25 protein-coding genes are annotated in these 24,532 nt (G+C 60.7%); 12 read left to right on the forward strand and 13 right to left on the reverse strand.

Going from position 1 to position 24,532, the window contains the following annotated elements; genetic code table 11:
- Window positions 1-579, reverse strand: a 579-nt coding sequence (gene tssI / locus BM116_RS06690) for a type VI secretion system tip protein TssI/VgrG (RefSeq protein WP_139222355.1), incomplete at its 3' end; no start/stop codon positions are given.
- 388 nt (window positions 580-967) lie between these two features.
- Window positions 968-1,252 (reverse strand): antibiotic biosynthesis monooxygenase family protein, encoded by a 285-nt coding sequence (locus BM116_RS06695; protein WP_083727896.1) that lies wholly within the window; start codon window positions 1,250-1,252, stop codon window positions 968-970.
- A 124-nt stretch (window positions 1,253-1,376) separates the two neighbouring features.
- Between BM116_RS06695 and tusA the strand changes: the two genes are divergently transcribed.
- A complete protein-coding gene (tusA, locus tag BM116_RS06700) occupies window positions 1,377-1,613 on the forward strand; it encodes a sulfurtransferase TusA (protein ID WP_083727895.1) in 237 nt (78 codons plus the stop codon).
- Between the two features lie 7 nt (window positions 1,614-1,620).
- Here the strand turns inward: tusA and BM116_RS06705 are convergent, their stop codons facing one another.
- Together BM116_RS06705 and BM116_RS06710 are read right to left on the reverse strand one after the other, a co-directional pair.
- Window positions 1,621-2,709 (reverse strand): DUF3080 family protein, encoded by a 1,089-nt coding sequence (locus tag BM116_RS06705; RefSeq protein ID WP_083727894.1) that lies wholly within the window; start codon window positions 2,707-2,709, stop codon window positions 1,621-1,623.
- Window positions 2,710-2,727: 18 nt separating this feature from the next.
- Window positions 2,728-4,134: an MATE family efflux transporter gene (locus tag BM116_RS06710; protein WP_083727893.1), complete on the reverse strand. Its 1,407-nt coding sequence runs from the start codon at window positions 4,132-4,134 to the stop codon at window positions 2,728-2,730.
- Between the two features lie 86 nt (window positions 4,135-4,220).
- Between BM116_RS06710 and BM116_RS06715 the strand changes: the two genes are divergently transcribed.
- A complete protein-coding gene (locus BM116_RS06715; protein ID WP_083727892.1) occupies window positions 4,221-4,748 on the forward strand; it encodes an elongation factor P hydroxylase in 528 nt (175 codons plus the stop codon).
- 3 nt (window positions 4,749-4,751) lie between these two features.
- On the opposite strand, the gene BM116_RS06720 is transcribed toward BM116_RS06715, so the two are convergent.
- On the reverse strand, window positions 4,752-5,651 hold the full coding sequence (locus tag BM116_RS06720; RefSeq protein ID WP_083727891.1) for an alpha/beta fold hydrolase: 900 nt from the start codon (window positions 5,649-5,651) through the stop codon (window positions 4,752-4,754).
- Window positions 5,652-6,100: 449 nt separating this feature from the next.
- Between BM116_RS06720 and pdxB the strand changes: the two genes are divergently transcribed.
- Window positions 6,101-7,240, forward strand: coding sequence for a 4-phosphoerythronate dehydrogenase PdxB (gene pdxB / locus BM116_RS06725; protein WP_083727890.1), 1,140 nt, complete (start codon window positions 6,101-6,103; stop codon window positions 7,238-7,240).
- On the opposite strand, the gene BM116_RS06730 is transcribed toward pdxB, so the two are convergent.
- Window positions 7,230-7,418, reverse strand: coding sequence for a PA1571 family protein (locus BM116_RS06730; RefSeq protein WP_083727889.1), 189 nt, complete (start codon window positions 7,416-7,418; stop codon window positions 7,230-7,232). The two genes, pdxB and BM116_RS06730, sit on opposite strands and share 11 nt — an antisense overlap.
- A 79-nt stretch (window positions 7,419-7,497) precedes the next feature.
- Between BM116_RS06730 and BM116_RS06735 the strand changes: the two genes are divergently transcribed.
- The 4 genes from BM116_RS06735 (at window position 7,498) to BM116_RS06740 (ending at window position 10,378) form a co-directional block, all read left to right on the forward strand.
- Window positions 7,498-8,646, forward strand: a complete 1,149-nt coding sequence (locus tag BM116_RS06735; RefSeq protein ID WP_083727888.1) for an ATP-NAD kinase family protein — start codon at window positions 7,498-7,500, stop codon at window positions 8,644-8,646.
- 363 nt (window positions 8,647-9,009) lie between these two features.
- Complete coding sequence (locus BM116_RS18655; RefSeq protein WP_139056982.1) at window positions 9,010-9,207, forward strand: hypothetical protein; 198 nt, start codon at window positions 9,010-9,012, stop codon at window positions 9,205-9,207.
- Window positions 9,208-9,609: a hypothetical protein gene (locus tag BM116_RS18660; RefSeq protein ID WP_139056981.1), complete on the forward strand. Its 402-nt coding sequence runs from the start codon at window positions 9,208-9,210 to the stop codon at window positions 9,607-9,609.
- 118 nt (window positions 9,610-9,727) lie between these two features.
- Window positions 9,728-10,378 carry a PH domain-containing protein gene (locus BM116_RS06740; RefSeq protein ID WP_083727886.1) on the forward strand — a complete coding sequence of 217 codons (651 nt, stop codon included), beginning with the start codon at window positions 9,728-9,730 and terminating at the stop codon, window positions 10,376-10,378.
- A 368-nt stretch (window positions 10,379-10,746) separates the two neighbouring features.
- Here the strand turns inward: BM116_RS06740 and BM116_RS06745 are convergent, their stop codons facing one another.
- Window positions 10,747-11,010, reverse strand: coding sequence for a Txe/YoeB family addiction module toxin (locus tag BM116_RS06745; protein ID WP_083727885.1), 264 nt, complete (start codon window positions 11,008-11,010; stop codon window positions 10,747-10,749).
- Window positions 11,007-11,249 carry a type II toxin-antitoxin system Phd/YefM family antitoxin gene (locus BM116_RS06750; protein ID WP_083727884.1) on the reverse strand — a complete coding sequence of 81 codons (243 nt, stop codon included), beginning with the start codon at window positions 11,247-11,249 and terminating at the stop codon, window positions 11,007-11,009. The genes BM116_RS06745 and BM116_RS06750 overlap by 4 nt, the downstream gene beginning before the upstream one ends.
- Before the next feature lie 163 nt (window positions 11,250-11,412).
- Here BM116_RS06750 and BM116_RS06755 point away from each other — a divergent pair, with 163 nt between their 5' ends.
- Window positions 11,413-11,703 carry a hypothetical protein gene (locus BM116_RS06755; RefSeq protein WP_083727883.1) on the forward strand — a complete coding sequence of 97 codons (291 nt, stop codon included), beginning with the start codon at window positions 11,413-11,415 and terminating at the stop codon, window positions 11,701-11,703.
- 16 nt (window positions 11,704-11,719) lie between these two features.
- Here BM116_RS06755 and BM116_RS06760 read toward each other — a convergent pair whose 3' ends face one another.
- The 5 genes from BM116_RS06760 to BM116_RS06780 all read right to left on the reverse strand — a co-directional run bounded on the left by BM116_RS06760 (window position 11,720) and on the right by BM116_RS06780 (window position 15,302).
- A complete protein-coding gene (locus tag BM116_RS06760) occupies window positions 11,720-11,989 on the reverse strand; it encodes a BrnA antitoxin family protein (RefSeq protein WP_083727882.1) in 270 nt (89 codons plus the stop codon).
- Window positions 11,976-12,275: a BrnT family toxin gene (locus tag BM116_RS06765; RefSeq protein ID WP_083727881.1), complete on the reverse strand. Its 300-nt coding sequence runs from the start codon at window positions 12,273-12,275 to the stop codon at window positions 11,976-11,978. Before BM116_RS06765 ends, BM116_RS06760 begins: the two co-directional genes overlap by 14 nt.
- A gap of 146 nt (window positions 12,276-12,421) precedes the next feature.
- Window positions 12,422-13,636, reverse strand: a complete 1,215-nt coding sequence (locus BM116_RS06770) for an MFS transporter (protein ID WP_083727880.1) — start codon at window positions 13,634-13,636, stop codon at window positions 12,422-12,424.
- Between the two features lie 246 nt (window positions 13,637-13,882).
- A complete protein-coding gene (locus BM116_RS06775) occupies window positions 13,883-14,353 on the reverse strand; it encodes a MaoC/PaaZ C-terminal domain-containing protein (protein ID WP_083727879.1) in 471 nt (156 codons plus the stop codon).
- Window positions 14,340-15,302, reverse strand: coding sequence for an alpha/beta hydrolase (locus tag BM116_RS06780; protein ID WP_083727878.1), 963 nt, complete (start codon window positions 15,300-15,302; stop codon window positions 14,340-14,342). The genes BM116_RS06775 and BM116_RS06780 overlap by 14 nt, the downstream gene beginning before the upstream one ends.
- Before the next feature lie 219 nt (window positions 15,303-15,521).
- On the opposite strand from BM116_RS06780, the gene BM116_RS06785 reads away from it, so the two are divergent.
- From BM116_RS06785 to BM116_RS06800, 4 genes are all read left to right on the forward strand, one after another.
- Complete coding sequence (locus tag BM116_RS06785) at window positions 15,522-17,207, forward strand: long-chain-fatty-acid--CoA ligase (protein WP_083727877.1); 1,686 nt, start codon at window positions 15,522-15,524, stop codon at window positions 17,205-17,207.
- A 230-nt stretch (window positions 17,208-17,437) separates the two neighbouring features.
- Window positions 17,438-19,126: a long-chain-fatty-acid--CoA ligase FadD1 gene (gene fadD1 / locus BM116_RS06790; protein ID WP_083727876.1), complete on the forward strand. Its 1,689-nt coding sequence runs from the start codon at window positions 17,438-17,440 to the stop codon at window positions 19,124-19,126.
- Window positions 19,127-19,210: 84 nt separating this feature from the next.
- Entirely contained in the window at window positions 19,211-23,116 is a 3,906-nt protein-coding gene (gene hrpA, locus BM116_RS06795; RefSeq protein ID WP_083727875.1) for an ATP-dependent RNA helicase HrpA, read from the forward strand.
- Window positions 23,117-23,403: 287 nt separating this feature from the next.
- Complete coding sequence (locus tag BM116_RS06800; RefSeq protein WP_083727874.1) at window positions 23,404-24,525, forward strand: beta-ketoacyl-ACP synthase III; 1,122 nt, start codon at window positions 23,404-23,406, stop codon at window positions 24,523-24,525.
- Window positions 24,526-24,532 lie beyond the last annotated feature (7 nt).

A 24,532-nucleotide genomic window follows, 5' to 3' on the forward strand; every position in this document is an offset into this window, starting at 1 on the left:
GATCTCGGGCAGGCGCGGGTAGCAGGTCTGGTCATCGCCAAACACCAGGGTATGGCCGTCACGCTGGTGCTCAAAGTGAAAGTGCAGCCCCTCTTCCTCGCACAGGCGCTGGATAAAGTGCAGGTCGCTCTCATCGTACTGAGTGCAGTAGCGCCGCGTGGGCAACGGCGTATTGAGGCTGAAGCGGTAGGCGTCGCTGTGGATGCCGTGCTCCTGCAGTACGGCGGCGATAATCTCGGACGCCGTGCGGTGCTGGAAGATGCGCTGGTTGATGCGGTGCTGCAGGTAGCCCAACTGCGGCTGCAGACGCAGCTGATAGCGTGTCAGCCGGCGACCGGACTCACCCTGGGTGAGCTGATCGATAAAACCGTGAAAACCGCTACCGGCACCGGTATCCAGCCAGGCTGGCAGGTGCAACAGGCTTGAGAGGTCAATATCTGGACGTTCGCTGACCAGGGTCAGCAGCACCGCATAGGGCTGGTTGAGCGCTTCATGGGCAGTGAACTCGAGTACCTTGAAATCGTGTTCGGCGCCGTCGATTTCGAGGCTGAAGTGCGCCTGATTGGCGGGGGAGAACATCCGTTGTTCCTATAGGGTCTGTGGCCGTTCCGTTCACCCGCCTGCCGGAGGCCATTTTTCGGCCAGGCAAGGCGGAGGAAGTGATGTGTAGTCGCTCTACCTGAGCGACCGACAACGCAGCATGGCCAAAAATGGCCCCGGCCCTACCGGTTGCGCCTGTAAAACCGCCACTCGGCGTCGCTCGTCGCTCACGTGGAATGACCACGCTACGCTCCTCGCTCCTTGATTGGCGGCTTTATAGACTGCAACAGGCGGGTGGACGGAACGGCCACAGACCCTAGCTGCTAATGCGACAGCCGAGGTTACGGACTACGGCCCTGCGTGGCAGGTGCTAATCCGGCAAAAGGCGATGCAGTGCGCATTTTACCGGGGAATTAGCTGCATGGCCTTACAGCGGCTCCAGCAGGCTGATCTGTTCTTCTTCCTGCAGTATCGGCGCAAAGGCGCTGATGCTGTCGCGGCGCGATTCGGAGCTTTCCCAGCGCTGCCAGGAGTGCATGTTTTGCCAGGTGACCATGATGATGCGGCGGTTGGGCTGCTCCATGTCACGGAAAGATTCGCCGGAGATAAAACCGGGGGACTGTACGGCAGCGGCAAGCACGCGCCGGGCGACCTCTTCGTAGGGTTGTTCCAGACCTTCTGCAATCACACGTTCAATCAGCACTTTGATCATCTTGCTTCCTTACCCTGCAGGGGTGTTGTGACTCTAACTCCAGTGTCGGTCGCCGCCGGGCGTCTGGCAAGCCCGGGATGATTGCGGGATAATCGCCAGCTTGTTGATTTAACCGAGCCTTGCCATGACTGACTCTGCCGCTACGACCCTGGATACCCGTGGGCTGACCTGCCCGGAGCCGGTCATGATGCTGCACAACGCCGTGCGCGATGTGGCCGCCGGTGAGCTGGTACAGGTGCTGGCCACCGACCCTTCTACCCAGCGCGATATTCCGCGTTTTTGCAGTTTTCTCGGCCATGAGCTGCTGGAGCAGCACGAGGCTGACGGCATCTTTCATTACCTGATTCGCAAGGCGGACTGAAGCCGAATCAGTCTGCGTTGCCCTGATCTCTTTGCTCCCAGCCTGCTTGCCCGGGTTGTGACTGGCACGCACCCAGTTGCTGCTTCCAGGCATCCGTGTGCTCAGTGAGCGCGGCCTGGTATTGCTCCCACAGACTCTGCGGCGTACCGGCCAGTTGATCGAGCGCAGCGGCGGTGGCGGCTGGTATGCCAGGCACCGCGCGCAGCGCGATGATGGATTCTGCCCAGGGCTGGCCCAGGCGTTGCAGTTGGGCCAGGTACGGCTGTATCTCGCCCGCATAGAACAGCACAAACACATTGAGCAGTACCTTGGAACGCGCCGACGGTGTGCCCATAGGGCACAGGTAGCGGCCCGGTTGCGCCTGCAGCATGGCGGTGGCCTGTTGCAGACCGTGGCGAGTTTGGGCCAGGGCGGTGATCAGTTGGCTGCCGTTGGGGCTGCGCTGCAGGGTTTGCAGGGGCTGCTCAATCAGCTCCAGCGCCGGCGGCAGCTGCGCTGGCAGGCCGGCACCGATGGCGGTCAATTGCTGCAGCGCGGCAAGCGCGGCGGTGTCATGCAGCGGCGGCTCCTGCACGGGTAACGGCGTGTCGGCAAAGCGCAGATAGCCGGCCAGCTCGGTACTGGTATTGATGGTGTTCCAGTAGACCTGCGGCAGCTGGCTGCGCTTGCGCTCGGCAATGGCGCTCAGTTCGTTGCGCAGTGGCTGCTGGTCGGGCTCACTCAGGGTGCCAAGGCACTGCTCCATGGCGCGCAGCAGTTCACCTTCATAGGCGATGCGGCTACTCCAGGGCATCACCTTACCCAGCACGCTGTTGCGCTCGGCCACGCGCTGTTGCAGTGGCCGGCATGGGTTCACGTCTACCAGCAGCTCCAAAAGGCCAATGCGCTCGGCCGGGATGCTGTACAGGCTGTCGCGGCGCTCGGGCAGGCGGTAGCGGCTGAGGCTGTCGGCGGGAAAAGGCTGCCAGTCCTGGCGCAGCACCCGGGCCAGGCGATCGAGATAATTCTCCATCTGCTGCTCGGCCGCTGGCTGTCGTTGGCAGCCGGTCAGTAGCAGAGTGCTCAGCAGGGTGATAAATAAGGTGGCCAGGCGCATGGGCACAGTATAGAGAAATTAAACCTCTGCCTGCCGTTGCCCCAGCCCGCGCTGCAGACCGGGTTTGCGGCTGACCGCGCGCAGACGCAAGCCCAGAAACAGCGCCGCACTGCTCAGGCCCACAATCAGGCCCAGCCAAAAGCCGGCCGGCCCGCGCGCCGGGCCCAGCCAGTCGGTTAGCCCCAGAATGCAGCCGGTGGGCAGGCCGATCAGCCAGTAGGCAATCATGGTCAGCAGCATTGGCAGGCGGGTGTCTTGAAAGCCCCGCAGCGCACCGGCACAGGCGACCTGAATTGCGTCCGAAAACTGATACAACGCAGCCAGTGCCAGCAGGCTGGCGGCCAGGCTGATGACCTCGCGGTCCTGGGTGTAGATCTGCGGAATCTGCTGCGCCAGGGTGTACATCGCGGTAGCGGCCAGTGCGGCAAACACCAGCGCCAATACCAGCCCCACCTTGGTTGCCAGTATGGCGTCACGGGCGCCGCTGCGGCCCAGGTTGTGGCCCACGCGCACGGTGATGGCCAGGCCCAGGCTGAAGGGCACCATAAACACCAGCGAGGAGAAGTTGATGGTTACCTGATGCGAGGCCACCACCACCGCACCCAAGCTGCCGATCAACAAGGCGATCACGGCGAACATGCTGGTCTCGGCGAACAGCGCAATGCCAATGGGAAAGCCCAGGCCGATCAGTTCGCCCTGAGTGCGCGCGTGCGGCCAGTCGAAGCGCTCGAACAGCCCGCAGGGTTGATAAAAGCGCGCGCGCTTGAGGTGAAACAGCATGCAGCCAAGCATGGCCCACATCACCAGCGCGGTGGCGACGCCGCAGCCCACTGCCCCCATCGCTGGAAAGCCGAACTTGCCGTACACCAGCACGTAGTTGGCCGGTACGTTGATCAGCAGCCCGATAAAGCCGATCAGCATGGCCGGTTTGGTACGCGACAGGCCATCGGTCAGCCCGCGCAGGGCCAGCATCAGTCCGACCGCAGGAAAGCCCAGCGAAATGGCCAAGAGGTAATCCAGCGTGACCGGTACCAGCTGCGGTTCGACCTTCATCCACACCAGCACCGGTTGCATCAGGTTAAGAAACAGCAGACAGAACAGACCGAGGATCAGCCCAAGCCAGGCACCCTGGCGCACCAGCGCGCCGGTTTCGCTGACGCGCCCGGCGCCGCTGGCCGCAGCCACCTTGGAGGTGAGGATCATCATCACCCCGGTCAGAAACAGCAGGGTCGGGATCCAGAACGAGTTGCCCAGCGCCACGGCGGCCAGGGCTTCGGCGCTGACGCGGCCGGCCATGGCGGTGTCGACAAAGCCCAGCAGGGTGTGCGCCATTTGTGCAGCGATGATCGGCAGCACCAGCACAATCAATGCCCGCAGCTCTGTTACAATGCGCGCCCTGGCGGGTTGGGGAGGTGTCTGGTTCATGTGTTGACTGGCTGCCGAGAAAAACCGCCAATGCTAGCAATTTAGCCGCCATTGTCCAGCCAACTTTATTATTCTTGCTCAGCCCTATGCCGCATCACTATCAGGATTTGATCACGCTGTTTGATGACTCCTTTCTGGCGGACTACAACACTTGCCTGCGTGGCGGCTACCCGGAGCCGGAATACCTGCCCGCCGATGCCAGCGAGCCGCATCACCGTATTCTCTTTACCCGTGATTATTTCCGCAGCGCGCTGCATGAGGTGGCGCACTGGTGTGTGGCCGGGCCCGAGCGCAGGTTGTTGCCGGACTTTGGTTACTGGTATGCGCCGGATGGCCGCAGTGCCGAGCAGCAGCGCACCTTTGAGCAGGTAGAGGTAAAGCCCCAGGCGCTGGAGCTGATTTTCTGTCTGGCTGCCGGCCACCGCTTTGATGTGAGTACCGACAACCTCAGTGGCGAGGCAACAGACCCGGCGCCATTTCGCGCCCGCGTGCGTGAGCAGGCCCGAGCCTACCTCAGCGGTGGGCTGGGCGAGCGCCCGCAGCGTTACAGTGCCGCGTTGCTCGCCCATTACCGTCCCGGCGTAGCCTGGTCTGCTTTGCTGGACGAGGTCTGAGCCTCATACCGGTAACGGCACCACCCGCGCCCCGCCAATATTGCTGATGCGCTCGGCCGGCTCGGCGCCGGTGTCCAAGCTGGGCGCCAGATAACCCAGCACCGCATCACGGGTTTGCGCCCAGGCCTCGCGGCTTTCCATATCCAGAAAATGCCCTGCGCCGCGTACGGTGGCAAAGCGGCAATGGCGGATATAGCGATTGAAATGCCGCGCATCCTCCGGGCTGGTGTAGCGGTCCAGATCGCCGTTGACGAACAGAATCGGCGTGTCGATATCGGCGCTGCCGCGCAAATAGCAGCGGGTGTCCTGGGTCAGTACCTGGCTCACGTGAAAGGCCATCTGGTGGTACTCGTGCTCGTCCAGGCTGACGATATGCCGAAAATTGAAGCGCTTGACCAGCGATGGCAGGTGCTCGCCAATGGTGCTGTTGAGCAGCTCGCCCAGGGGCTTGCGCTCGCAGTTGACCAGCAGGTCGATGCCGCGCTCCAGATAGTCGCGCATCGCCGAGTTGATCAGCGGCGAGAAGGCCAGCACCACCGCCTTGCGGATACGCGCCGGGCGCTGCGCCAGGGCCAGCAGGGCAGAGGCGCCTCCCCAGGAAAAGGACATCAGGTGATCGGCACGGTAGCGCTCGATCAGCTCCAGCAGGATGCTCGCCTCCTGCTCCTTGGTGATCGGCCGGCGATTGCTGTTGTACTGTTTGGACTGGCCCGCGTAGGGCTCATCAAACAGCACCACATTAAAGTGCGGCTGCAGGTAGCGCACGGTCTGGGCGAAGGCGGCAGTGGTGGCCAGCGAACCGTTGACCAGAATCACCGTGCCTTGCGGCGCCGGGCTGCTGTAGTAGTGGGTGTGGACGCGCAAGCCGCCCAGGGTTTCCACAACGTCGTGTTCTGCTTTCATATTCCCTGTCTCCAGTGTTGGCGTGGCTCGACCCGGCGGACGAGCGATACAGGGCAGTGCAGGCAAAGGGCCTTGGCGCAAACGCAGAAGGTCGCCGGGCGCACAGCGGCAGCGCCGGAAATTGAACATTGTTGTGGTGGCGACAGGGTGGTGAGGACAGTCCCGGGCGCGGCGCAGTGGGCGGTGCGCGGTGCGTTCCGGTACTCAGGCAGGTCCTGCAAAAACGAGGGTGTCCCTCGAAAAAACGCTTGGAATGGTTATCGGACTGAAAAGTCACATCCAGACTCTGACTTGCAGTTAAGCAGTGCCGCTGTCTCGACGCAAGGCCGATGTTGCATCAATGCGACAAACTGCAGTTGTCTGCAGAAATCGCTCCTTTGCTCGCCCGGCTGGACAGCACGCATCGCCCCCTCGACAATGGCTCATCATGCCTGCTCAAGTGACCTTTCATGCATATTGTTGCTGACGAAAACATCCCCCTGCTGGACGCCTTTTTTGCTCCGCTGGGCCGCATTACCCGGCTGGCCGGCCGGCAGATCAGCCACCAGGACCTGACCGACGCCGACGCGCTGCTTGTGCGCTCGGTCACTCGGGTAGACCCGCAACTGCTGGCGGGCACCCCGGTACGCTTTGTCGGCACCTGCACCATCGGCACCGACCATCTGGACTTGCCCGGCCTGGCCGCCGCCGGCGTCACCGTCGCCAGCGCGCCGGGCTGCAACGCCCGTGGTGTGGTCGAATATGTACTCAGCTGTCTGCTGACCCTGAGCGAGCGCACCGGCCAGGACTGGCGCGCGCGCCGCGTGGGTATTGTCGGCGTGGGCGAGGTGGGCGGGCGCTTGGCGCATACGCTCACCGCCCTCGGGGTTGAGTGCCTGCTCTGCGACCCGCCGCGCGCCGCCCTTGGCGAGGCCGGCTTCGCGCCGCTGGATCAACTGCTGACCGAGTGCGACGTCATCAGCTGCCACGTGCCCCTGACCCGCACTGGCGCCGATGCCACCTGGCACCTGCTGGATGCTGGCCGCCTGGTTGCCCTGCGCCCCGGCGCCTGGCTGATCAACAGCAGCCGTGGCCCGGTGATTGACAACCACGCGCTCAAGGCCGTACTGGCCCAACGGCCTGATCTACAGGTGGCGCTGGATGTCTGGGAGCAAGAGCCGCAAGTCGACTGCGCGTTGCTACAACGCTGCGCGCTAGGCACCCCGCACATTGCCGGTTACAGCCTGGACGGCAAGCTGCGCGGCACCGAGCAGATCTACCGCGCCCTGTGCGCCAGCCTGGGCCAGAGCGCACCGCTCAGCCTCGACAGCCTGGCCCCTGAGGCGGGCAGGGCGCAGCTGCAGTTTGCCGCCGGCACCCCGGCGCAATGGCTGCTCGAACGTTCACTCAGACAGGTTTACGATGTGCGCGATGACGACGCCCGTTTTCGTGCAGCCATGCTGCCGCTGGCCGGGCAAAGCACCGCTCAGGCGTTTGATGCACTGCGTAAGGGATACCCGCTGCGCCGCGAATGCCCCGAAGTTGAGGTGCGGCACAGCGAAGGTGAAGACGCGGCGGCGCTGCTGGCCGCCGCCGGATTCAGGCGCTGAAGCGCGGACGCGCCGGCACCCACTGTTGTTCCAGCTCCTGACAGGCTTGCTGGATCATCTGTTCGGTGATGGCAATCTCGCCGCCGTCTTCGTCGATCAGATGGCCGCCCACGCAATGGGACGGATGAATCAGGATGTCGGCACTTTCACGGCACGGTTTCAGAGCATGCACATTCATGGTTGTCTCCCAAGTGGATGGCAGCCGAAGGCTTATTGGCTGCAGGCAGGATATGGCACTGGCATGACGGATTTGTGACATGGCAAACAGCACACCCAACACACACTTCAGGCTCGGCCTGATCATCAACCCCCTGGCCGGCCTGGGTGGCCGCGCGGCCTTAAAGGGCTCGGACGGCGTTGCCGACGACGCTCTGGCCATGGGCGTCGAGCCACAGGCGCACAACCGCGTGCGTCAGACCCTGGAGCACCTGTTACCCCTGCGCGAGCGCTTGCAGATCCTCAGCGCCCCCGGCCCCATGGGCGCCGACCTGCTGGCCGACATGGGGTTTGATGCACAGGTGGTCGGTAAGCTGGCCAACCCGCCGCACACCAGCGCCGACGACACCGAAACCATCGCCCGGCAGATGCACCAGCAGGGCGTTGATCTGCTGCTGTTTGCCGGCGGCGACGGCACCGCGCGCAACATCTGCAACCAGCTGGACAGCACTCAATTGGTGCTGGGCATTCCGGCCGGGGTGAAAATTCACTCCGGCGTTTACGCCGTCAACCCACGCGCCGCCGGTGAGCTGGTTGCGCTGCTGGTGCAGGGCGAGCTGGTGCGCCTGCGTGAAGCCGATGTGCGCGACATTGACGAGCAAGCCTTTCGCAACGGCCAGGTGCGCACACGCCATTATGGCGAGCTGGCCGTGCCGGAAGAGGGCCGCTTTGTGCAGCAGGTCAAACAGGGCGGCCGTGAAGTAGAAACCCTGGTGCTCGACGACATCGCCGCCGGCCTGCAGGAAGAACAAGACGACAACACCGGCTGGATACTCGGCCCCGGCTCCACCACCCTCGGCCTGCTGGAGGCCATGGGGCTGGAAGGCACCCTGCTAGGCGTGGACGTGCTCAAGAATGGCGAGCTGACCCTGCGTGACGCCACCGAGCAGCAACTGTGGGAGCAGGTAGAGCAGGGCGGCGACTGGAGCATACTGGTCACCGCCATCGGCGGCCAGGGCCACATACTCGGGCGCGGTAACCAGCAACTGTCGCCCCGCATCATCCGCGCCGTAGGGTTGGACAACCTGCTGGTGGTCGCCACCAAAACCAAACTCCGCAGCCTCGCCGGCCGCCCGTTTTTGGTGGACACCGGCGATAGCCAACTCGACACCGACCTCAGCGGCCTGCGCCGCGTCCTCAGCGGCTACCGCGAAGAGATGCTTTACCCCGTGAGCTGGAAGGCCGAATAGCCTTCCAGCGTCTCTTTACCACGCACCACAATAGCGCTAAGTTCAATGCAGGCATGGCGCCAGCAACAGGACCAACGGATGGCCACCACCCCCGCAGCAACACCCAACTCCCACTCGCATACTGAGTCCGGCGCCTACGCGCTTGGCGCGGCCGTGCGCGCGGAAGTGATGATTGGCGTGAAAAAGAAGCGGTCAAGCGAGTACAGGCTGTGTTGCCAAGGCGTTGTTTTTTATGGGTTTAGTCGGGCGGATGGGCGTTGATTGCGGAAGTTGCTGATATGCAATCATAAAGCCTTCGGTCCAATCAGCTGTTATGTGATTTGATCGATTCCTACTGAAATAGCAATAAGGCGACATGAAAAGATGATCGAAGATGTTTTTACAATCACGACTATTTCGGCCTTTGTAGGTGGTACTTTGGGAGCGCTCGCTACATCTTATCTTAAAAAGAAAGGGGAGAATCTTGCAACGAAGGAAGATTTCGATGAGCTTCTTCGACAATTAAAAATGACTACTCATGAAACTGAATCCATAAAAATTGAGCTGACTAGAAGTAATTAGGTGAATCAACAGCAATGGATGCTTCGAGAACGCTATTATATTGGTTTACTAAACGCCCTTTATACTTTGAAAGATACAGTAGAGCACATGCAAGCTTGGTACATGGAGCCAGGCTCCGAACATAGAGATGGCGACATCAACCAAAGTGAAGGGTATGTCAAACTGAGAAGCTCAGCTTGGAAATCGTTCTCGGATATAAAAGAACTTCATGGGCCCGCTGAACTGGTCGTGTCTGGAAATGCTGTTATCGCTCTAAAAGAGTTTTATTCAATTCATTGGGAGGCATCGGAGTTTAGCGCTTGCAATGCAGAGTGGATTGATAAAGTGCACAAGGGTGTAAAGGAAGCTCACAAAATAGTGCTAAGAGAAGCTAAAAATGATCTGGTGCCAGACATCACATGAAGGGACCAAGCTACGCTCCGCCAATTTGCGGTTCGCTGCGCTCACTTTACTGCAAATTGGCTCCACTCCGTTTGGTCCCTGTTGTGGACGTTAGCTCTCGCTTACCAAGGAGGAAAAAATGAACAACTATGATAAGTACGCCGAATATACAAAAACGGGAAGCTGGGGCGAAATATGTAGGCTCAACAATGTCGAACTTGATTCGTTCGGCACAAGGAAAGAATTGAAAGCACTTCCTGAATATCTGGAGCCGGATGAGGTTGTTTTTGCGCTCACGTCAGGGGTTATGAATCAATCTGAAACTTCTAACTCTTTCGATTTCGGTGCGAACACATGGTTGGTGGTCTTAACAAGTGACAGATTTCTATTTCTCGATGCAGCGATGTTAACGAAGTCTGTAGATACACAGAGCATTCGCCACGACCATGTGCAAGCAGTCTCAGCATCTCAAGGGCTCATGCTGGGAAAGATAATGGTTGATCTTGGGAGCCGGATGCTAGTTATCGATAACTGCCAAAAGGCCACCGTCAAGGTGTTGGCTAATATTGCGAATAAATGGCTGAAGGAACTGAGTGAAAAAAAGGAAAGTGCAAGTAAGCCAGCTTCGCTGACATCAGAGACGCCTTTGCTGGATACATTGGAGCGGCTATATAAGCTTTGGAAGCTGGGAGCATTGACTGAAAGTGAATTCAAGGAGGGAAGACAGCGGTTGTTTGCATCGAAAGAATTTGCGGCTGAAAAAGATCGAATGTTGTCGAAGCTGCCATGAGCTAAAAAGTAGCTACAGCGGAACTCAAACTCCGCGCATCTTTTTGCGCATGGCTACGCCATTATTGCCCAAGCGCTGCACTCCGTTTGGGCCTGCTGAGCATTGGAGTTAGCTGGAGTAGTCATGTCAGAGTTTCGAATTAGCTCTTCATAAACGGAAGCAAGAAACTGGGGTCAGGTGGGCATTTTTCGCGCCTTCAGCGCTGGACGCAGCGCAGCGGTGTCAGTTGTTGAGGTGTTATATCTCATGCATACAGCGGTATTGGGGCCTGGCATCTGTGATCAGTTGATGCCGACCACGCGCCTGTCCCTCAATCGCGGAATCAGCAGTAGTAAAGCGCTGGTTCGGCAATGGCGGCTGGTTGTGCGTTATTCGTAATGGCTCCACAGCCGCAGTACCTTTACCACTCTGTCCTCGTCGATTACCTGGTAGACCAGGCGATGCTGGATGTTGATGCGGCGGGAGTAGGCCCCGGTAAGGTCGCCAACGAGCTTCTCAAAGGGAGGCGGCCTGCGGTAGGGGTCACAGCTAATGAGCGTCAATAGTTCCTGAGCTTTTGGCTTGAGGCCGCTGGAGGCCAGCTTCTTGGCGTCCTTCTGGGCTTGCTTGGTGTAAACCAGCTTCCATGTCACCAGTTTAGCTCTCCATCGCATTCATCCACAGGGGTTGCCATCCCCTCACGAATTGATTCCCGCATACCCGGTACTGAGAGCAGGTAAAGCGTCTCTTGAATGGCGGACCAGTCTTCTTCAGAGACGAGAATGGCGCTATTGCGCTTGCCCTGGATAACGACGGGTTGGTGGGATTCGGCGGTTTCGTCGATCAGCCGATAAAGATTGCTGCGCGCCTCGGTTGCGGTAATGCCTGTCATGACGCACCTCTTGCAGGTTTGGGTTGCTGGTCGAAAGTGTACGCCTAATGGTGCGTACGTCAAGACGAACGTCTCTGGTTTAGGCTGTACCCGGTGAGGGTGTACTGGCGAATGCAAAAGCCCGGATAAGATCGGGCAGATAAAATTCACGCAGGCCAGAGCCATGGAATACTTCCTCTTCATCCACAACAACACAGACCAGCCGACCACTGCGGCGCAGTGGGACGCGTTTTTTGCGGCGGCAAATCAGAGCGGGTTGTTTTTGGGTGGTAGCGAAGTCGCAGGTTCTGCCCAGATCGGCAGCAAAGGTGTTCGCGCGACCACCGATAGCGTTGCTGGCTTTATGCGTTTTGAAGCGGAAGAGCTAAGCCAGCTGCATCAATTGTTAGCGCTGCACCCGGTGTACCTGCAGGGCGGAACGCTTGAGTTGTGTGAGATGCCCAAGACGTCCTGAGCCTGTCGTGTCGCTGTCATCCACGGCTTTCTTGAACCTCTTTGGCTAGCCACGCCTTGATGAGCGATTGATAAGGCATGTCCCTTTTATTTGCTTCGACCTTGATGCTGTCGAGCAAGCCTTCCGGCAGGCGCAATGAAATGGTTTTGGTTGAGGGTTTCAGGTTCGGGAGGATGGCCCGCCGCGCCTTGCTTACATCCACGTAGTCGCTTGAGTCATGACTTTCCCAAAACGCACGTTCTTCCTGTTCTGTTTGAAAGGTAGGTATTTTCTTAAGTTTGGTCATAAATCATTCTCTCCTTCCGGTGCATGTCCCGGGCGGAAATCACTCGGATGAGGGTTTCGCCTTCCCTGAGAGTCAAGGTGATATGCAGCCTTCTGCCATCATCGGTTTTGCCGTAGGCGTGGTACCTCGCTTCCTGCCGGCTATGTTTCTCGTCAAGTAGCAGTAAAAGCGGTTCGTTGAAAAACACCTGCTCAGCCTCTGCTTGGCTAACATTATGCTTCTCTTTGCTTTTTCTGGCGTTTCCGGAATCCCAGTCAAAGCCTGTTATTTTGGTTAAGTTGAGCATCTTTGTATATTTTCACAATATACAAGCCAGATCAACGAGCCAAGCCCGGCCGGCTGCGACGCTTTTCTCATATTCACTATGTGTTTTCGGGCATTGTGGGGCGGCATATTTGAGTCGTTCAGAGGGCATCCGGCGCTCACCGGAGCTTAGGCAGGCTCATCCACCGCTACCTGATCGGGGAATCGGCTGATCAACACTGCCAGCACAAAGCCCACGCTCAGTACCGCGATGGTGTAGCTGAAGGCGGCGACAAAACCGCCGGTTCGCTCGATCAGCCAGCCGGCGATGGCCGGGCCCAGAAACTGGCCCACGGCGAAGAACAGGGTGGCAAAACTGAAGGCAACCGGAATATAGCGCGGGGCGACCTGTTCGGTGGCGCTGGTCTGCACCATGGAGAACACGCCGTTCACTGAAATCCCCATCAGCAAGTAGTGCACAAAGAAGTAGGGCTGGGACTGGTCGATCAGCGGCAGCGCCATGGCGCCGATCACCATCAGCAGCGACAGAGCCAGTGCGTTGCCGCGGCCGGTATAGTCCGACAGCCAGCCCCACACGGGCGAGGCGCCAATCGACAACAACCCCATAAGCGCCACGTAACGCCCGGCCACCGCAGCGCTGTGGCCACTTTCTACCATGTAGCTGACCGTGAACACCGTTTGCACGATATAGCCCAGGCCCACCGCGCCGTAGGCGCAGGCAACGATCAGCACGCGCGGGTTGCGGTAGATGCGCTGTTTTTCCAGGGCTGAGAGTTTGCCGTTGCTGCTTTGTGCCGGTTGCGGCGGGTTGCGGATATACAGGGCGATCAGCACCGTGACCAGCAGTGCGATAACTGCAAATAGCCCCCAACTGATGCGCCAGCCTTGATCGCCAAGCCGGGCCAGCAGATAGGGCACCATCATGCCGGTAATCAGTGTGCTGATACCCACACCGCTGCTCATGCCGCCAATGGCCAGGCCGCGCCGCTCCGGAAACCAGGACGCCAACAGCGACACCATGGGCGCGAACACAAAGGCCGAGCCAAACCCCAGCAGCCCCATCCAGAGCACCGCGAGCCAGAAGTTCGAGGCCCAGACCAGCCCGGTGAATCCCACCAGCACTGTGATCATGCCGAACAGAATCGACGCTTTTGCGCCCCAGCGGGCAGCGGCCAGCCCGCCGGCCAGCACAAAGCAGACGTAGCTGAGCGCTGTGACGGTGCTGAGCATGCCGGCCTGCTGATAGCTCAGGCCAAGGTCGGCGCGCATGGACGGCAGAATGACGCCATAGGCCAGGCGGCCAAAGCCAATCACTACCAGTGCGCTGAGCATGGCGCACAGCACGGTGATAAGCATGTTCGGGCGGGCGGTGCGCGATGCCATGGGGTGTCTCTTGTTGTTGTGATGTGGGCGGGTCAGGCAAGTGCCGATCGTTACGCAGGGTCTGCGGAGCTGACCGGTGTTCAGCAAACAGTGAACGCCAGCCGGCAGCCAAGTGCCATGAGGATAACGCCTGTTGTTGGTGCTGCATTCATCTGCGGTGATGACGTTGCTGCGGGTAGGGCGGTGCACCCTCACCGTAGGGGTAGACTCCGGCGCGCAAGGGCGTACCGGAGGCTGAGCCGAGCGTTAGCCGAGCTGAACGGCGGGCGCTTGCGGGCGCGGGATGCTGACTTTCTCGGTGGGCGCCATGACGGTGGCGGTGCCGTCGACAACCTGTTTGCCATCCTGGTTGATTACCCGGGTGGCGATTTTGACGCGGTTTTTCGGCAGCTTCTCGAGGATTTCCAGCTCGATAGTGACGGTGTCACCCAGGCGTACCGGACGCAGGAAGCTCAGCTCCTGACCGATGTAGATGGTGCCAGGCCCCGGCAGCTCGCAGGCGATGGCGGCGGAGATCAGCGCGCCGGAAAACATGCCATGGGCGATGCGACCCTTGAACGGGGTGGCGGCAGCAAAGTCTTCATCCAGGTGTACCGGGTTGACGTCGCCGGAGACGGCGGCAAACAGCAGCAGGTCGCGTTCTTCTACCTGGTGGCTGAGGCTGGCGCGCTCGCCGATGGCCAGTTCGTTGTAGGTGCGGTTTTCAAGGGTCTGCATCAGTGCGGCTCCGTTGCGATAGGGCGGTCAGGTGGGGCGCTAGCCAGGTGAGCAGGTCCTGCGTCACCTCGGCTCGGTTGGTCTCGTTAAAGACTTCGTGGCGAGCGCCCTGGTAAAGGCGCAATTCTACCTGCTCAAGTCCAGCCGCGCGCAAGCGCCCCTGCAGTTTCTGCAGGCCGCCGCCGGCGCTGATGGGGTCTGCGTCGCCGCCGATGATCAGTACGGGCAGGTCGGGGCGGATGGCAGCCAACTGATGCGGGCTGCGGATATCCAGCAGCGCCTGGGCCAGGCAGCGCCAGTAGTGGCAGCTCAGGACAAATCCGCACAGTGGATCAGCAACGTAGCGGTCAACCTGTTGCGTATCCCGGCTGAGCCAGTCAAAGGCGGTGCGATTGGGGGCAAAGGCGCGGTTGTATTGGGCGAAGGACAGCCGGTCGAGCGCCTTGGCCGGTGCTTCGGCACCGCGCAGCAGCCCTTCGATGCGCGCCACTACGCCGGCCATGGCGCTGAGCCCCGCGGGTTGGGCGTGGCTGCCGCTGAGCACGGCGATATCGACCAGTGCGCTGTGCTCGATCAATACGCTCTGGGCCAGGTAGGAGCCCATGCTGTGGCCCAACAGAATGATCGGCTGCCCGGGGTGAGCCACACGGGTGCGCTGCAGCAGCAAGGCGACGTCAGCCACCAGGCTGCCCCAGTTGGCAGAGGCTGGCAGCACGCCGCGCGGCAGCTCCGGGATGCTGGCACCGTGGCCGCGCAGGTCAAGCGCCTGCACGCTGATGCCCTGGGCGTTGAGCACCTCGGCCAGTGCGGCGTAACGGGCGCCGTGTTCGGCCATGCCGTGACAGATGATCACCTGTGCGCGGGCGGCCACATTGGCGGGCCATTGGTACACGGCCAGGTTGGCGCCATCGTTGGTGCTCAGGGTCTGCGGGGCTAGGGTGGGCTGCATGCTGACGTCAATCCTTTTTATGTTGTTGTTATGACTGGACATGTCGATAAGGTCACCCCGCAGCATACTGCGCACCTCGCGATATTCACAAACCAAATGAAACACTCTGAGATTTTGTGTTTGCCGCAAGCCCTGATAGGTTTGACCCACGTAAGGCCCCTGCGAGGGCCATCGGCGATGGTCGATATAAAAAAAGCACTCGGGGAAAAGGAGAACAAGATGGATGCGTCTTTCTGGGCGGACAAGCGGCCACAGGGGATTCCGAACGATATCGATCTGAGCCAGTACAGCTCGATCATCGATGTCTTCAATCAGGCTTGTGTCAAACACGCTCAGCTGCCTGCCTTCAGCAACATGGGTGTTACGCTCAGCTACGCTGACCTGGATCGTTACTCCGCTGCCTTTGCTGCCTATCTGCAGCAGCACACCGCGCTGCAGCCGGGTGACCGCATCGCCATCCAGATGCCCAACGTGCTGCAATTCCCCATCGCGGTATTTGGTGCCATTCGCGCCGGTCTGGTGGTGGTTAACACCAACCCGCTGTACACCGCCCGCGAGATGCGCCATCAGTTCAAGGACTCCGGCGCGCGTGCACTGATCTTTATGAACATGTTCGGCCACCTGGTCGAAGAAGTGCTCCCCGATACCGAAATCGAGTTCCTCTTTGAGGCGCGCCTGGGCGACATGCTGCCGGGCCTCAAGGGCACGCTGATCAATGCGGCGGTCAAGCACGTCAAAAAGATGGTGCCGAGCTACTCACTGCCCAAGGCCGTTTCGTTCAAGGCTGCGCTCAAACGCTGCAAGGGCCAGCGCCCGACAGCCGTGACCCGCACCCTGGAAGACGTGGCCGTGCTGCAATACACCGGCGGCACCACTGGCGTTGCCAAGGGCGCCATGCTGACCCACGGCAACCTGGTCGCCAACATGCTGCAGGTGTACGCCAACATGCAGCAGATCGACAGCGAAGGTAAGAAGATTTCTGGCGAGCCGGGCGAGGTCATCATCGCGCCGCTGCCGCTGTACCACATCTTTGCCTTCACCGTTAACTGTATGTGCATGATGATTGCCGGTCACCACAACGTGCTGATCAGCAACCCGCGTGACATCCCCGGCTTTATTGAAGAGCTGAAGAAGTGGCAGTTCTCCTCGGTGGTTGGTCTGAACACCCTGTTCGTTGCGCTGATGGACCACCCGGACTTTGACAAGCTGGACTTCTCCCGCCTCAAGAGCACCGGCTCCGGCGGCACCGCGCTGGTCAAGGCGACCGCCGAGCGCTGGGAAAAGCGCACCGGCTGCCGTATCGGCGAAGGTTATGGTCTGACCGAGTGTTCCCCGGTGGTGACATCCAGCCCCGGTGACGGTCTGGCGCGTATCGGTTCGGTTGGTCTGCCGGCCCCCGGCACGGCGCTGAAAGTCATCGACGAGAACGGTGTAGAGCAGGGCATTGGCGAGCGCGGCGAGCTGTGCGTCAAGGGTCCGCAGGTGATGAAGGGCTACTGGAATCGCCCGGAAGCCACTGACGAGGTGCTGGATGCCGAGGGCTGGTTCCGCACTGGCGATGTGGCCATCATCGACGAAGACGGGTTTGTCTCCATCGTTGACCGCATCAAGGATCTGATCATCGTCTCCGGCTTTAACGTCTACCCCAACGAGATCGAAGACGTGGTTGCCGCACACCCGAAAGTCGCCAACGCCGCGGCCATCGGTGTGCCGGACGAGAAGTCCGGCGAGGCGGTCAAGCTGTTCGTGGTGCCCAACGACAAGAGCCTGACCATCGACGAGCTGAAAGAGTATTGCCGCGCCAACTTCACCGGCTACAAGGTTCCCAAGCAATACGAGATCCGCGAGTCGCTGCCCATGTCTGCTGTAGGCAAAATCCTGCGTCGCGAACTGCGCGACGAGTGACCGCTAAGGTTTGCGGGTGACCTCGCAGTCACCCGCAACGCCAGCCCTGACGCGCTCCGGAGCCTGTTCCGGGGTGCTGGTTTGCCTGTCTAAAAGCTGCTAGTCTTCGAGCACTTTGCTTCCCGTGATGCGCCTGTTCAGGGCATTTCAGGGCCAACATAAAGAGTGCCAAAGGCACCTAACGATAAGACAGCAGCGAACCCACTGCAGCAGACTCAGGAGCAGGCTAGATGCTTGAAAATTTTTGGAAGGATAAATATCCGGAAGGCGTTTCTTCAGAGATCAATCCCGATTCATACCCCAATGTTCTCGCGGTTCTGAAAGACTCCTGTCAACGTTTCGCCAACAAGCCTGCCTTTACCAACCTCGGCAAGACTCTGACCTACGGTGAGCTGTACACCCTGTCCGGTCAGTTTGCCGCCTACCTGCAACAGCACAGTGGCCTGCAACCGGGCGACCGCATCGCCATTCAGATGCCTAACGTGCTGCAGTACCCGATTGCCGTCTTTGGCGCCATGCGCGCCGGCTTTGTGGTGGTTAACACCAACCCGCTGTACACCAAGCGTGAGATGGAACACCAGTTCAACGACTCCGGTGCCAAGGCGCTGGTGTGTCTGGCCAATATGGCCCATCTGGCTGAAGACGTTGTGCCCAAGACCGGCGTCAAGCACGTGATCGTGACCGAAGTGGGCGACATGCTGCCGCCGCTCAAGCGTCTGCTGATCAATGCGGCGGTCAAGTACCTGAAGAAGATGGTGCCGGCTTACAACATCCCCGGCATGGTGCGTTTCAACGACGCTCTGGCCAAGGGCCGTGGCCAGAACTTTACTGACGCCAACCCCAAGAGCGAAGACATCGCCGTGCTGCAATACACCGGCGGCACGACCGGCGTAGCCAAGGGCGCCATGCTGACCCACCGCAACCTGGTGGCCAACATGCTGCAGTCCAAGGAGCTGATGGCCTCCAACATGACCGACGGCGAAGAAGTGGTTATCTGTCCGCTGCCGCTGTATCACATCTACGCCTTCACCTTCCATTGCATGGCCATGATGGTGAGCGGTAACCACAACGTGCTGATCACCAACCCGCGTGATATTCCGGCCTTTGTCAAAGAACTGTCCAAGTTCAAGTTCACCGGCTTTGTTGGCCTGAACACCCTGTTTGTTGCCCTGTGCAACGACGAGGGCTTCCGCGCGCTGGATTTCAGCAAGTTCAAGGTCACCCTGTCTGGCGGCATGGCGCTGCAACTGGCTACCGCCGAGCGCTGGAAAAAGGTTACCGGCTGCAACATCTGTGAAGGCTTCGGCATGACCGAAACCAGCCCGGTTGCCACCGTTAACCCGATCAGCAACATTCAGCTGGGCACCATTGGTATTCCGGTGCCTTCGACCCTGTGCAAGGTGATCGACGAAGACGGTAACGAGTTGCCGCTGGGCGAGCGTGGCGAGCTGTGCGTCAAGGGTCCGCAGGTGATGAAAGGCTACTGGCAGCGCCAGGAAGCTACCGACGAGATTCTGGATGCCGAGGGCTGGCTGAAAACCGGCGACATCGCGATCATCCAGGAAGACGGTTTCCTGCGTATCGTTGACCGCAAGAAGGACATGATTCTGGTCTCCGGCTTCAACGTCTATCCCAACGAGCTGGAAGACGTCATGGCCGCCATGCCGGGTGTGCAGCAGTGCGCCGCCATTGGCGTACCGGATGAAAAATCCGGTGAGGCGATCAAGGTATTCCTGGTCAAGACTGCAGATTCCAAGCTGACCGAAGAAGACGTGAAGAACCAGATGCGCAGCAACCTGACTGCCTACAAGGTGCCCAAGTACGTCGAATTCCGCGACAGCCTGCCCACCACCAACGTCGGCAAGATCCTGCGCCGCGAGCTGCGTGACGAAGAGCTGAAAAAACTCGGCAAGCAGTAAGCTGCAACAGCCCCCGCGTTTTTGCGACAATAGAACCCCGCCCGGCATTGCCGGGCGGGGTTTTTTCACGCCACAGGATTCTGTATGCCAGCCAAACACGCCAACGCGCCCGATTTCAGCCAGGTCATGGCCAGTGACCGCCATCGCTTGCAGCAGCAGTTCAGAAAGCTGCCGGCCGATGATCAGGGCAAGGCGGCGGCCAGTTGGCTAGAGCGTTTTAACGCGTCCAGCGAGCGGGTAGCCGAACGTGCGCGGCTGATACCCAAGATTATCTACCCCGATGCATTGCCGATTGCCGACAAGCGCGAACAGATCAAGGCGGCGATTGCCGAGCATCAGGTGGTGGTGATTGCCGGTGAAACCGGCTCGGGTAAAACCACTCAGTTGCCCAAGATCTGCCTGGAACTGGGGCGCGGTACGCACGGCTTGATCGGCCACACCCAGCCGCGCCGGCTGGCGGCCCGCAGCGTGGCCTCGCGCATCGCCGAAGAGCTGCAGACACCGCTGGGCGAGCTGGTTGGCTATCAGGTGCGTTTTACCGATCAGACCTCCGAGCGCTCGCTGATCAAGCTGATGACCGACGGTATTCTGCTGGCTGAAACCCAGCACGACCGCTATCTCAACCGTTACGACACGCTGATCATCGACGAGGCCCACGAGCGCAGCCTGAACATCGATTTTCTGCTGGGTTACCTCAAGACCATTCTGGCCAAACGCCCGGATCTCAAGGTGATCATTACCTCGGCGACCATCGACCTGGAGCGCTTCTCGGCGCACTTCGACAACGCTCCGGTGATCGAGGTGTCGGGTCGCACCTACCCGGTGGGTGTCTGGTATCGCCCGCTTAGTGCGGAGCGCGACGAGGAGGGCAATACCGTTGAGGATGACCTGAGTATCGATCAGGGCATTGTAGCGGCGCTGAGCGAGATTCAGCAGTTTGAACGCGGTCAGGGCAAGACGCCGGGCGATGTGCTGGTGTTCTTGCCCGGTGAGCGGGAGATTCGCGACACCGCCGAGTACCTGCGCAAGGCCAACCTCAAGCACACCGAGATTCTGCCGCTGTACGCGCGCCTGTCTGCCGCCGAGCAGCAGAAGATCTTTGCCTCCCACGCCGGGCGGCGCGTAGTGCTGGCCACCAACGTGGCGGAAACCTCGCTGACCGTGCCGGGTATCGTTTATGTGATTGATCCGGGTGAGGCGCGCATCAGCCGTTACAGCCCGCGCTCCAAGGTGCAGCGGCTGCCCGTTGAGGCAGTCTCGCAGGCCAGCGCCAATCAGCGTAAGGGCCGCTGCGGTCGGGTGGCACCCGGTATCTGCGTGCGCCTGTACAGCGAGGACGACTTTAACGGCCGGCCTGAGTTTACCGACCCGGAAATTCGCCGCACCAACCTGGCTTCCGTGATCCTGCAGATGCTGCATTTGCGTCTGGGGCGAATCGAGGACTTTCCGTTTATCGAGCCACCCGACGGGCGCGCGATCAGCGACGGTTTTACCCTGCTGCAGGAGCTGGGTGCGGTGGAGCGCAGCGGTGCGATGACCGACATCGGTCGCCAGCTGGCGCGCCTGCCGGTCGACCCGCGCATTGGCCGCATGCTGCTTGAAGGGGCCGCGCAACAGTCACTGGCCGAGATTACCGTGATTGCCTCGGCACTGGCCGTGCAGGACCCGCGCGAGCGGCCGCTGGAGAAGCAGCAGGCGGCGGATCAGGCGCATGCCCAGTGGAATGAGGAGGGCACCGATTTTGTCGCCTTTCTCAATCTGTGGAACGGCTTTGAGGCTCAGCGCCAGGCACTGACGCAAAGCCAGCTGCGCAGCTGGTGTCGGCGTAACTTTCTCAATTACCTGCGCCTGCGCGAATGGCGCGAAACCCATCGCCAGATCCGTCTGACCTGCCGCGACCTGGGGCTGGAAGAAAACCGCCAGCCGGCCTCGCACGAGCCGGTACACAAGGCTTTGCTGGCCGGCCTGCTCAGCCACCTGGGCAACAAGACCGAAGAGGGCGATTATCTGGGCGCGCGCCAGCGCCGCTTTTTGCTGCACCCATCCTCCGGGCTGGCCAAGAAGAAGCCTGCCTGGGTCATGGTGGCCGAGCTGACCGAAACCCGTCGCCTCTATGGTCGCCTGGCCGCCAAGATTGATCCGGCCTGGGTTGAGCCGCTGGCCGGGCACCTGGTCAAGACCAGCCACAGCGAGCCGCACTGGGAGAAAAAGCGCGGCCAGGTGGTGGCCTTTGAGCAGGTGTCGCTGTACGGGCTGATCATCGTGCCGCGGCGCAAGGTGCACTTTGGCCCGATTGACCCGGTCACCTCGCGCGAGCTGTTTATTCGCCAGGCACTGGTGGGCGGTGAGTGGCATGGCCGCGCGGCGTTCAACAAGGCCAATCAGCAACTGCTGGCCCAGCTCGATGAGCTGGAAGCCAAGGCCCGCAAGCGCGATATCGTGGTAGATGACGAAACCCTGTATCGCTTCTTTGATCAGCGCATCCCGGACAACATCTACCAGCTGGCCAGCTTTGAACGCTGGCTCAAGCGCAGCAGCGAGAAGGAGCCCAAGCTGCTGCACATGACCCGCGATGACCTGCTACAGCGTGAAGCCAATGATGTGAGCGCGCAGCTGTACCCGGACGTATTGCGCTGGGAGTCGGTAGCGCTGCCGCTGAGTTATCACTTTGAGCTCAACCATGAAGCAGACGGCGTAACCGTGCGTATTCCGGCATCCCTGCTGCGTCGCATTGACCTGCAGCGGCTGGACTGGCTGGTACCGGGGCTGCTGTTCGACAAGTGTGTGGCGCTGGTACGCGCGCTGCCCAAGGCCATTCGCAAGAACTTTGTCCCGGTGCCCGACTTTGTGCGCGCTGCGCTGGAGCGCATGCCCTTTGCCGATGGCAGCCTGACCCAGGCACTGGGCCGTGAGCTGACGCGCATGACTGGCGTGCGGCTGGACGATGACGCCTGGAGCGATACCGAGCTGGAAGACCACCTGCGTATGCGCATCGAAGTGTTGGACGCCGCTGGCAAGCCGATTTGCGCCGGGCGTGATTACAGCGCGCTCTGTGCCCAGATCGACGGCCTGCCGCTGCAGGCGGCACCCGTTGAGCAACAGGCGCAAAGCACACCCACCGAGGCGCCGGGCAGCTATACGTTGCCGGAGACGCTGGTACGCAAGCAGGCGGGCATTGCGGTCAACTTTTACCCGGCTTGGGTGGAGCGGGGCGAGGAAGTGGTCGAGCAGCTGTTTGATGTCCCGCAGCTGGCCCAGCGTGAGCATCGCCTTGGTCTGCAGCGTCTGCTGCTGCAAAGCCAGCAGCTCAACGAGCAGGCCCGCTATCTGCGCCAAAAGCTCACCACCCTCAAGGACGCGGCGATTTATTACCGTGATCTGGGCACCCAGAAGCAGCTCACCGACGATGTGCTGCTGGGGGCGATTGATCGGGTGTTTTTGCCGGCAGACGCGCCCTTGCCGCGCGATGCGCAAGCGCTTAATGCGCGGCTGGAGGCGGGCCGCTCCGACTGGGTGCCGGCCTGCGAGGAGTTGGCCAAACAGGTGCTGGCGGTACTCAAGCAGTGGCATGGCCTGCGCAAGCGCTTCAAGGGCAAGGTGGAACTGGCCCATGCGCTGGCAATGAACGATGTGCGTGAGCAGCTGAACCACCTGATCTATCCCGGCTTTGCTCGCGCGGTACCCGGCGAGTGGCTGAGCCAGTACCCGCGTTATCTCAGCGCCATAGAGCAGCGCCTGGATAAACTGCCGGGCCAGGTGCCGCGTGATCGCGCCTGGACCGACGAGTTGCAAGGCTTCTGGCAGCAGTATCAGGCCCTGAGCGAGCGCTGGCAGAAAGAAGGCCGCTGGGATGCCCGGCTGGATGAGTGGCGCTGGATGCTGGAAGAGTACCGCGTGTCGTTGTTTGCTCAGCAGCTGGGCACGCGCATGCCGGTATCAAGCAAACGCCTGGGCAAACTCTGGCGCGAGATTCAGGGTGGCAGTAGTTGAGCAGGACCGCGCAAAGTTAGCGGGTTATGGCCTAGAACGGGCGCTTATGAGCGGCGAATGGCGTGATCTTGACGCGCTATTCGTCTATGCTAGCGCTCTGAACAGGCTGGCATGCCCGCGCGCTTGTGCGCCCAAGGCGATAGTCGTCAGCGGCCCACCCCGGCGCGCCGCCAGACGGCCTGAGGTCAGCCGGCTGCCGCAGCCACAGAACAGATAACAGCCGCGCCCTGGCGGTAACGCAATAGCGTTGAGGGGGCGGCCTATACGACACCACAAGAGGACCGACCGTGCACAAAGTCGTGATCAGCGGAACAGGTTTGTTTACCCCCTCCCAGAGCATCAGCAACGAAGAGCTGGTCGCCAGTTACAACGCTTACGTCGAGCAGTTCAACGCCGAGAATGCGGCTGCCATTGAAGCCGGCACCATGGAGCCGCTGGCTGCCTCCAGCACCGAATTTATTGAAAAGGCCTCTGGCATCAAGAGCCGCTTCGTTATCAACAAGAGTGGCATTCTCGATGTAAACCGCATGGTGCCGGATATCCCCGAGCGCAGCGATGACGAACAATCCCTGCTGTGCGAGATGGCTGTCAAGGCAGCCCATCAGGCGCTGGAAGCGGCGGGCCGTTCAGCGGCTGATATCGATGGCGTGATCGTTGCCTGTTCCAACCTGCCGCGCGGCTATCCGGCGCTGGCGGTAGAAGTACAGGAAGCCCTGGGCATCGACGGCTTTGGCTTTGACATGAACGTGGCCTGTTCTTCTGCCACCTTTGGCATCCAGAACGCGGCCAACACCGTTGCCCTGGGCCAGGCCCGCGCGGTGCTGATGGTCAACCCAGAAGTGTGCACCGGTCACATGAGCTTCCGTGACCGTGACAGCCACTTCATCTTTGGTGATGCCTGCACCGCCGTGGTGATCGAGCGCGCTGAAGATGCCGTTTGCGAGCACCCCTACGAGATCCTTGGCACCAAGCTGCTGACCAAGTTCTCCAACAATATCCGCAACAACTTCGGCTTCCTCAACCGCTGCGACGAGTCTGGCGTGGGTGCCCGCGACAAGCTGTTCATGCAGAACGGCCGCAAGGTGTTCCGCGATGTTTGCCCGATGGTGGCCGAGCTGATCGGCGAGCACCTGGGGGAAGTGGGTCTGCAGGTCGACAGCGTCAAGCGCTTCTGGCTGCACCAGGCCAACCTCAACATGAACATGCTGATTGCGCGCAAGCTGCTGGGTCGCGACCCGAGCGCCGAGGAAGCGCCGGTGGTACTGGATGAATACGCCAACACCAGCTCTGCCGGTTCTATCATCGCCTTCCACAAGTACCAGAACGACCTACCGGTGGGCAGCCATGGTGTGATCTGCTCCTTTGGTGCCGGTTACTCCATTGGCAGCGTGATCATCCGCAAGGGCTGAGTACGCC

This window comes from Halopseudomonas pachastrellae (assembly GCF_900114765.1).
In the GTDB taxonomy this organism is placed as follows: Bacteria; Pseudomonadota; Gammaproteobacteria; order Pseudomonadales; family Pseudomonadaceae; genus Halopseudomonas; species Halopseudomonas pachastrellae.

Coding starts and splice junctions, on each gene's coding strand:
- BM116_RS06695 (WP_083727896.1), bottom strand. CDS start 1,252: ATGATCAAAGTGCTGATTGAACGTGTGATTGCAGAAGGTCTGGAACAA.
- tusA (WP_083727895.1), top strand. CDS start 1,377: ATGACTGACTCTGCCGCTACGACCCTGGATACCCGTGGGCTGACCTGC.
- BM116_RS06705 (WP_083727894.1), bottom strand. CDS start 2,709: ATGCGCCTGGCCACCTTATTTATCACCCTGCTGAGCACTCTGCTACTG.
- BM116_RS06710 (WP_083727893.1), bottom strand. CDS start 4,134: ATGAACCAGACACCTCCCCAACCCGCCAGGGCGCGCATTGTAACAGAG.
- BM116_RS06715 (WP_083727892.1), top strand. CDS start 4,221: ATGCCGCATCACTATCAGGATTTGATCACGCTGTTTGATGACTCCTTT.
- BM116_RS06720 (WP_083727891.1), bottom strand. CDS start 5,651: ATGAAAGCAGAACACGACGTTGTGGAAACCCTGGGCGGCTTGCGCGTC.
- pdxB (WP_083727890.1), top strand. CDS start 6,101: ATGCATATTGTTGCTGACGAAAACATCCCCCTGCTGGACGCCTTTTTT.
- BM116_RS06730 (WP_083727889.1), bottom strand. CDS start 7,418: ATGAATGTGCATGCTCTGAAACCGTGCCGTGAAAGTGCCGACATCCTG.
- BM116_RS06735 (WP_083727888.1), top strand. CDS start 7,498: ATGGCAAACAGCACACCCAACACACACTTCAGGCTCGGCCTGATCATC.
- BM116_RS18655 (WP_139056982.1), top strand. CDS start 9,010: ATGATCGAAGATGTTTTTACAATCACGACTATTTCGGCCTTTGTAGGT.
- BM116_RS06740 (WP_083727886.1), top strand. CDS start 9,728: ATGAACAACTATGATAAGTACGCCGAATATACAAAAACGGGAAGCTGG.
- BM116_RS06750 (WP_083727884.1), bottom strand. CDS start 11,249: ATGACAGGCATTACCGCAACCGAGGCGCGCAGCAATCTTTATCGGCTG.
- BM116_RS06755 (WP_083727883.1), top strand. CDS start 11,413: ATGGAATACTTCCTCTTCATCCACAACAACACAGACCAGCCGACCACT.
- BM116_RS06760 (WP_083727882.1), bottom strand. CDS start 11,989: ATGACCAAACTTAAGAAAATACCTACCTTTCAAACAGAACAGGAAGAA.
- BM116_RS06765 (WP_083727881.1), bottom strand. CDS start 12,275: ATGCTCAACTTAACCAAAATAACAGGCTTTGACTGGGATTCCGGAAAC.
- BM116_RS06770 (WP_083727880.1), bottom strand. CDS start 13,636: ATGGCATCGCGCACCGCCCGCCCGAACATGCTTATCACCGTGCTGTGC.
- BM116_RS06775 (WP_083727879.1), bottom strand. CDS start 14,353: ATGCAGACCCTTGAAAACCGCACCTACAACGAACTGGCCATCGGCGAG.
- BM116_RS06780 (WP_083727878.1), bottom strand. CDS start 15,302: ATGCAGCCCACCCTAGCCCCGCAGACCCTGAGCACCAACGATGGCGCC.
- BM116_RS06785 (WP_083727877.1), top strand. CDS start 15,522: ATGGATGCGTCTTTCTGGGCGGACAAGCGGCCACAGGGGATTCCGAAC.
- fadD1 (WP_083727876.1), top strand. CDS start 17,438: ATGCTTGAAAATTTTTGGAAGGATAAATATCCGGAAGGCGTTTCTTCA.
- hrpA (WP_083727875.1), top strand. CDS start 19,211: ATGCCAGCCAAACACGCCAACGCGCCCGATTTCAGCCAGGTCATGGCC.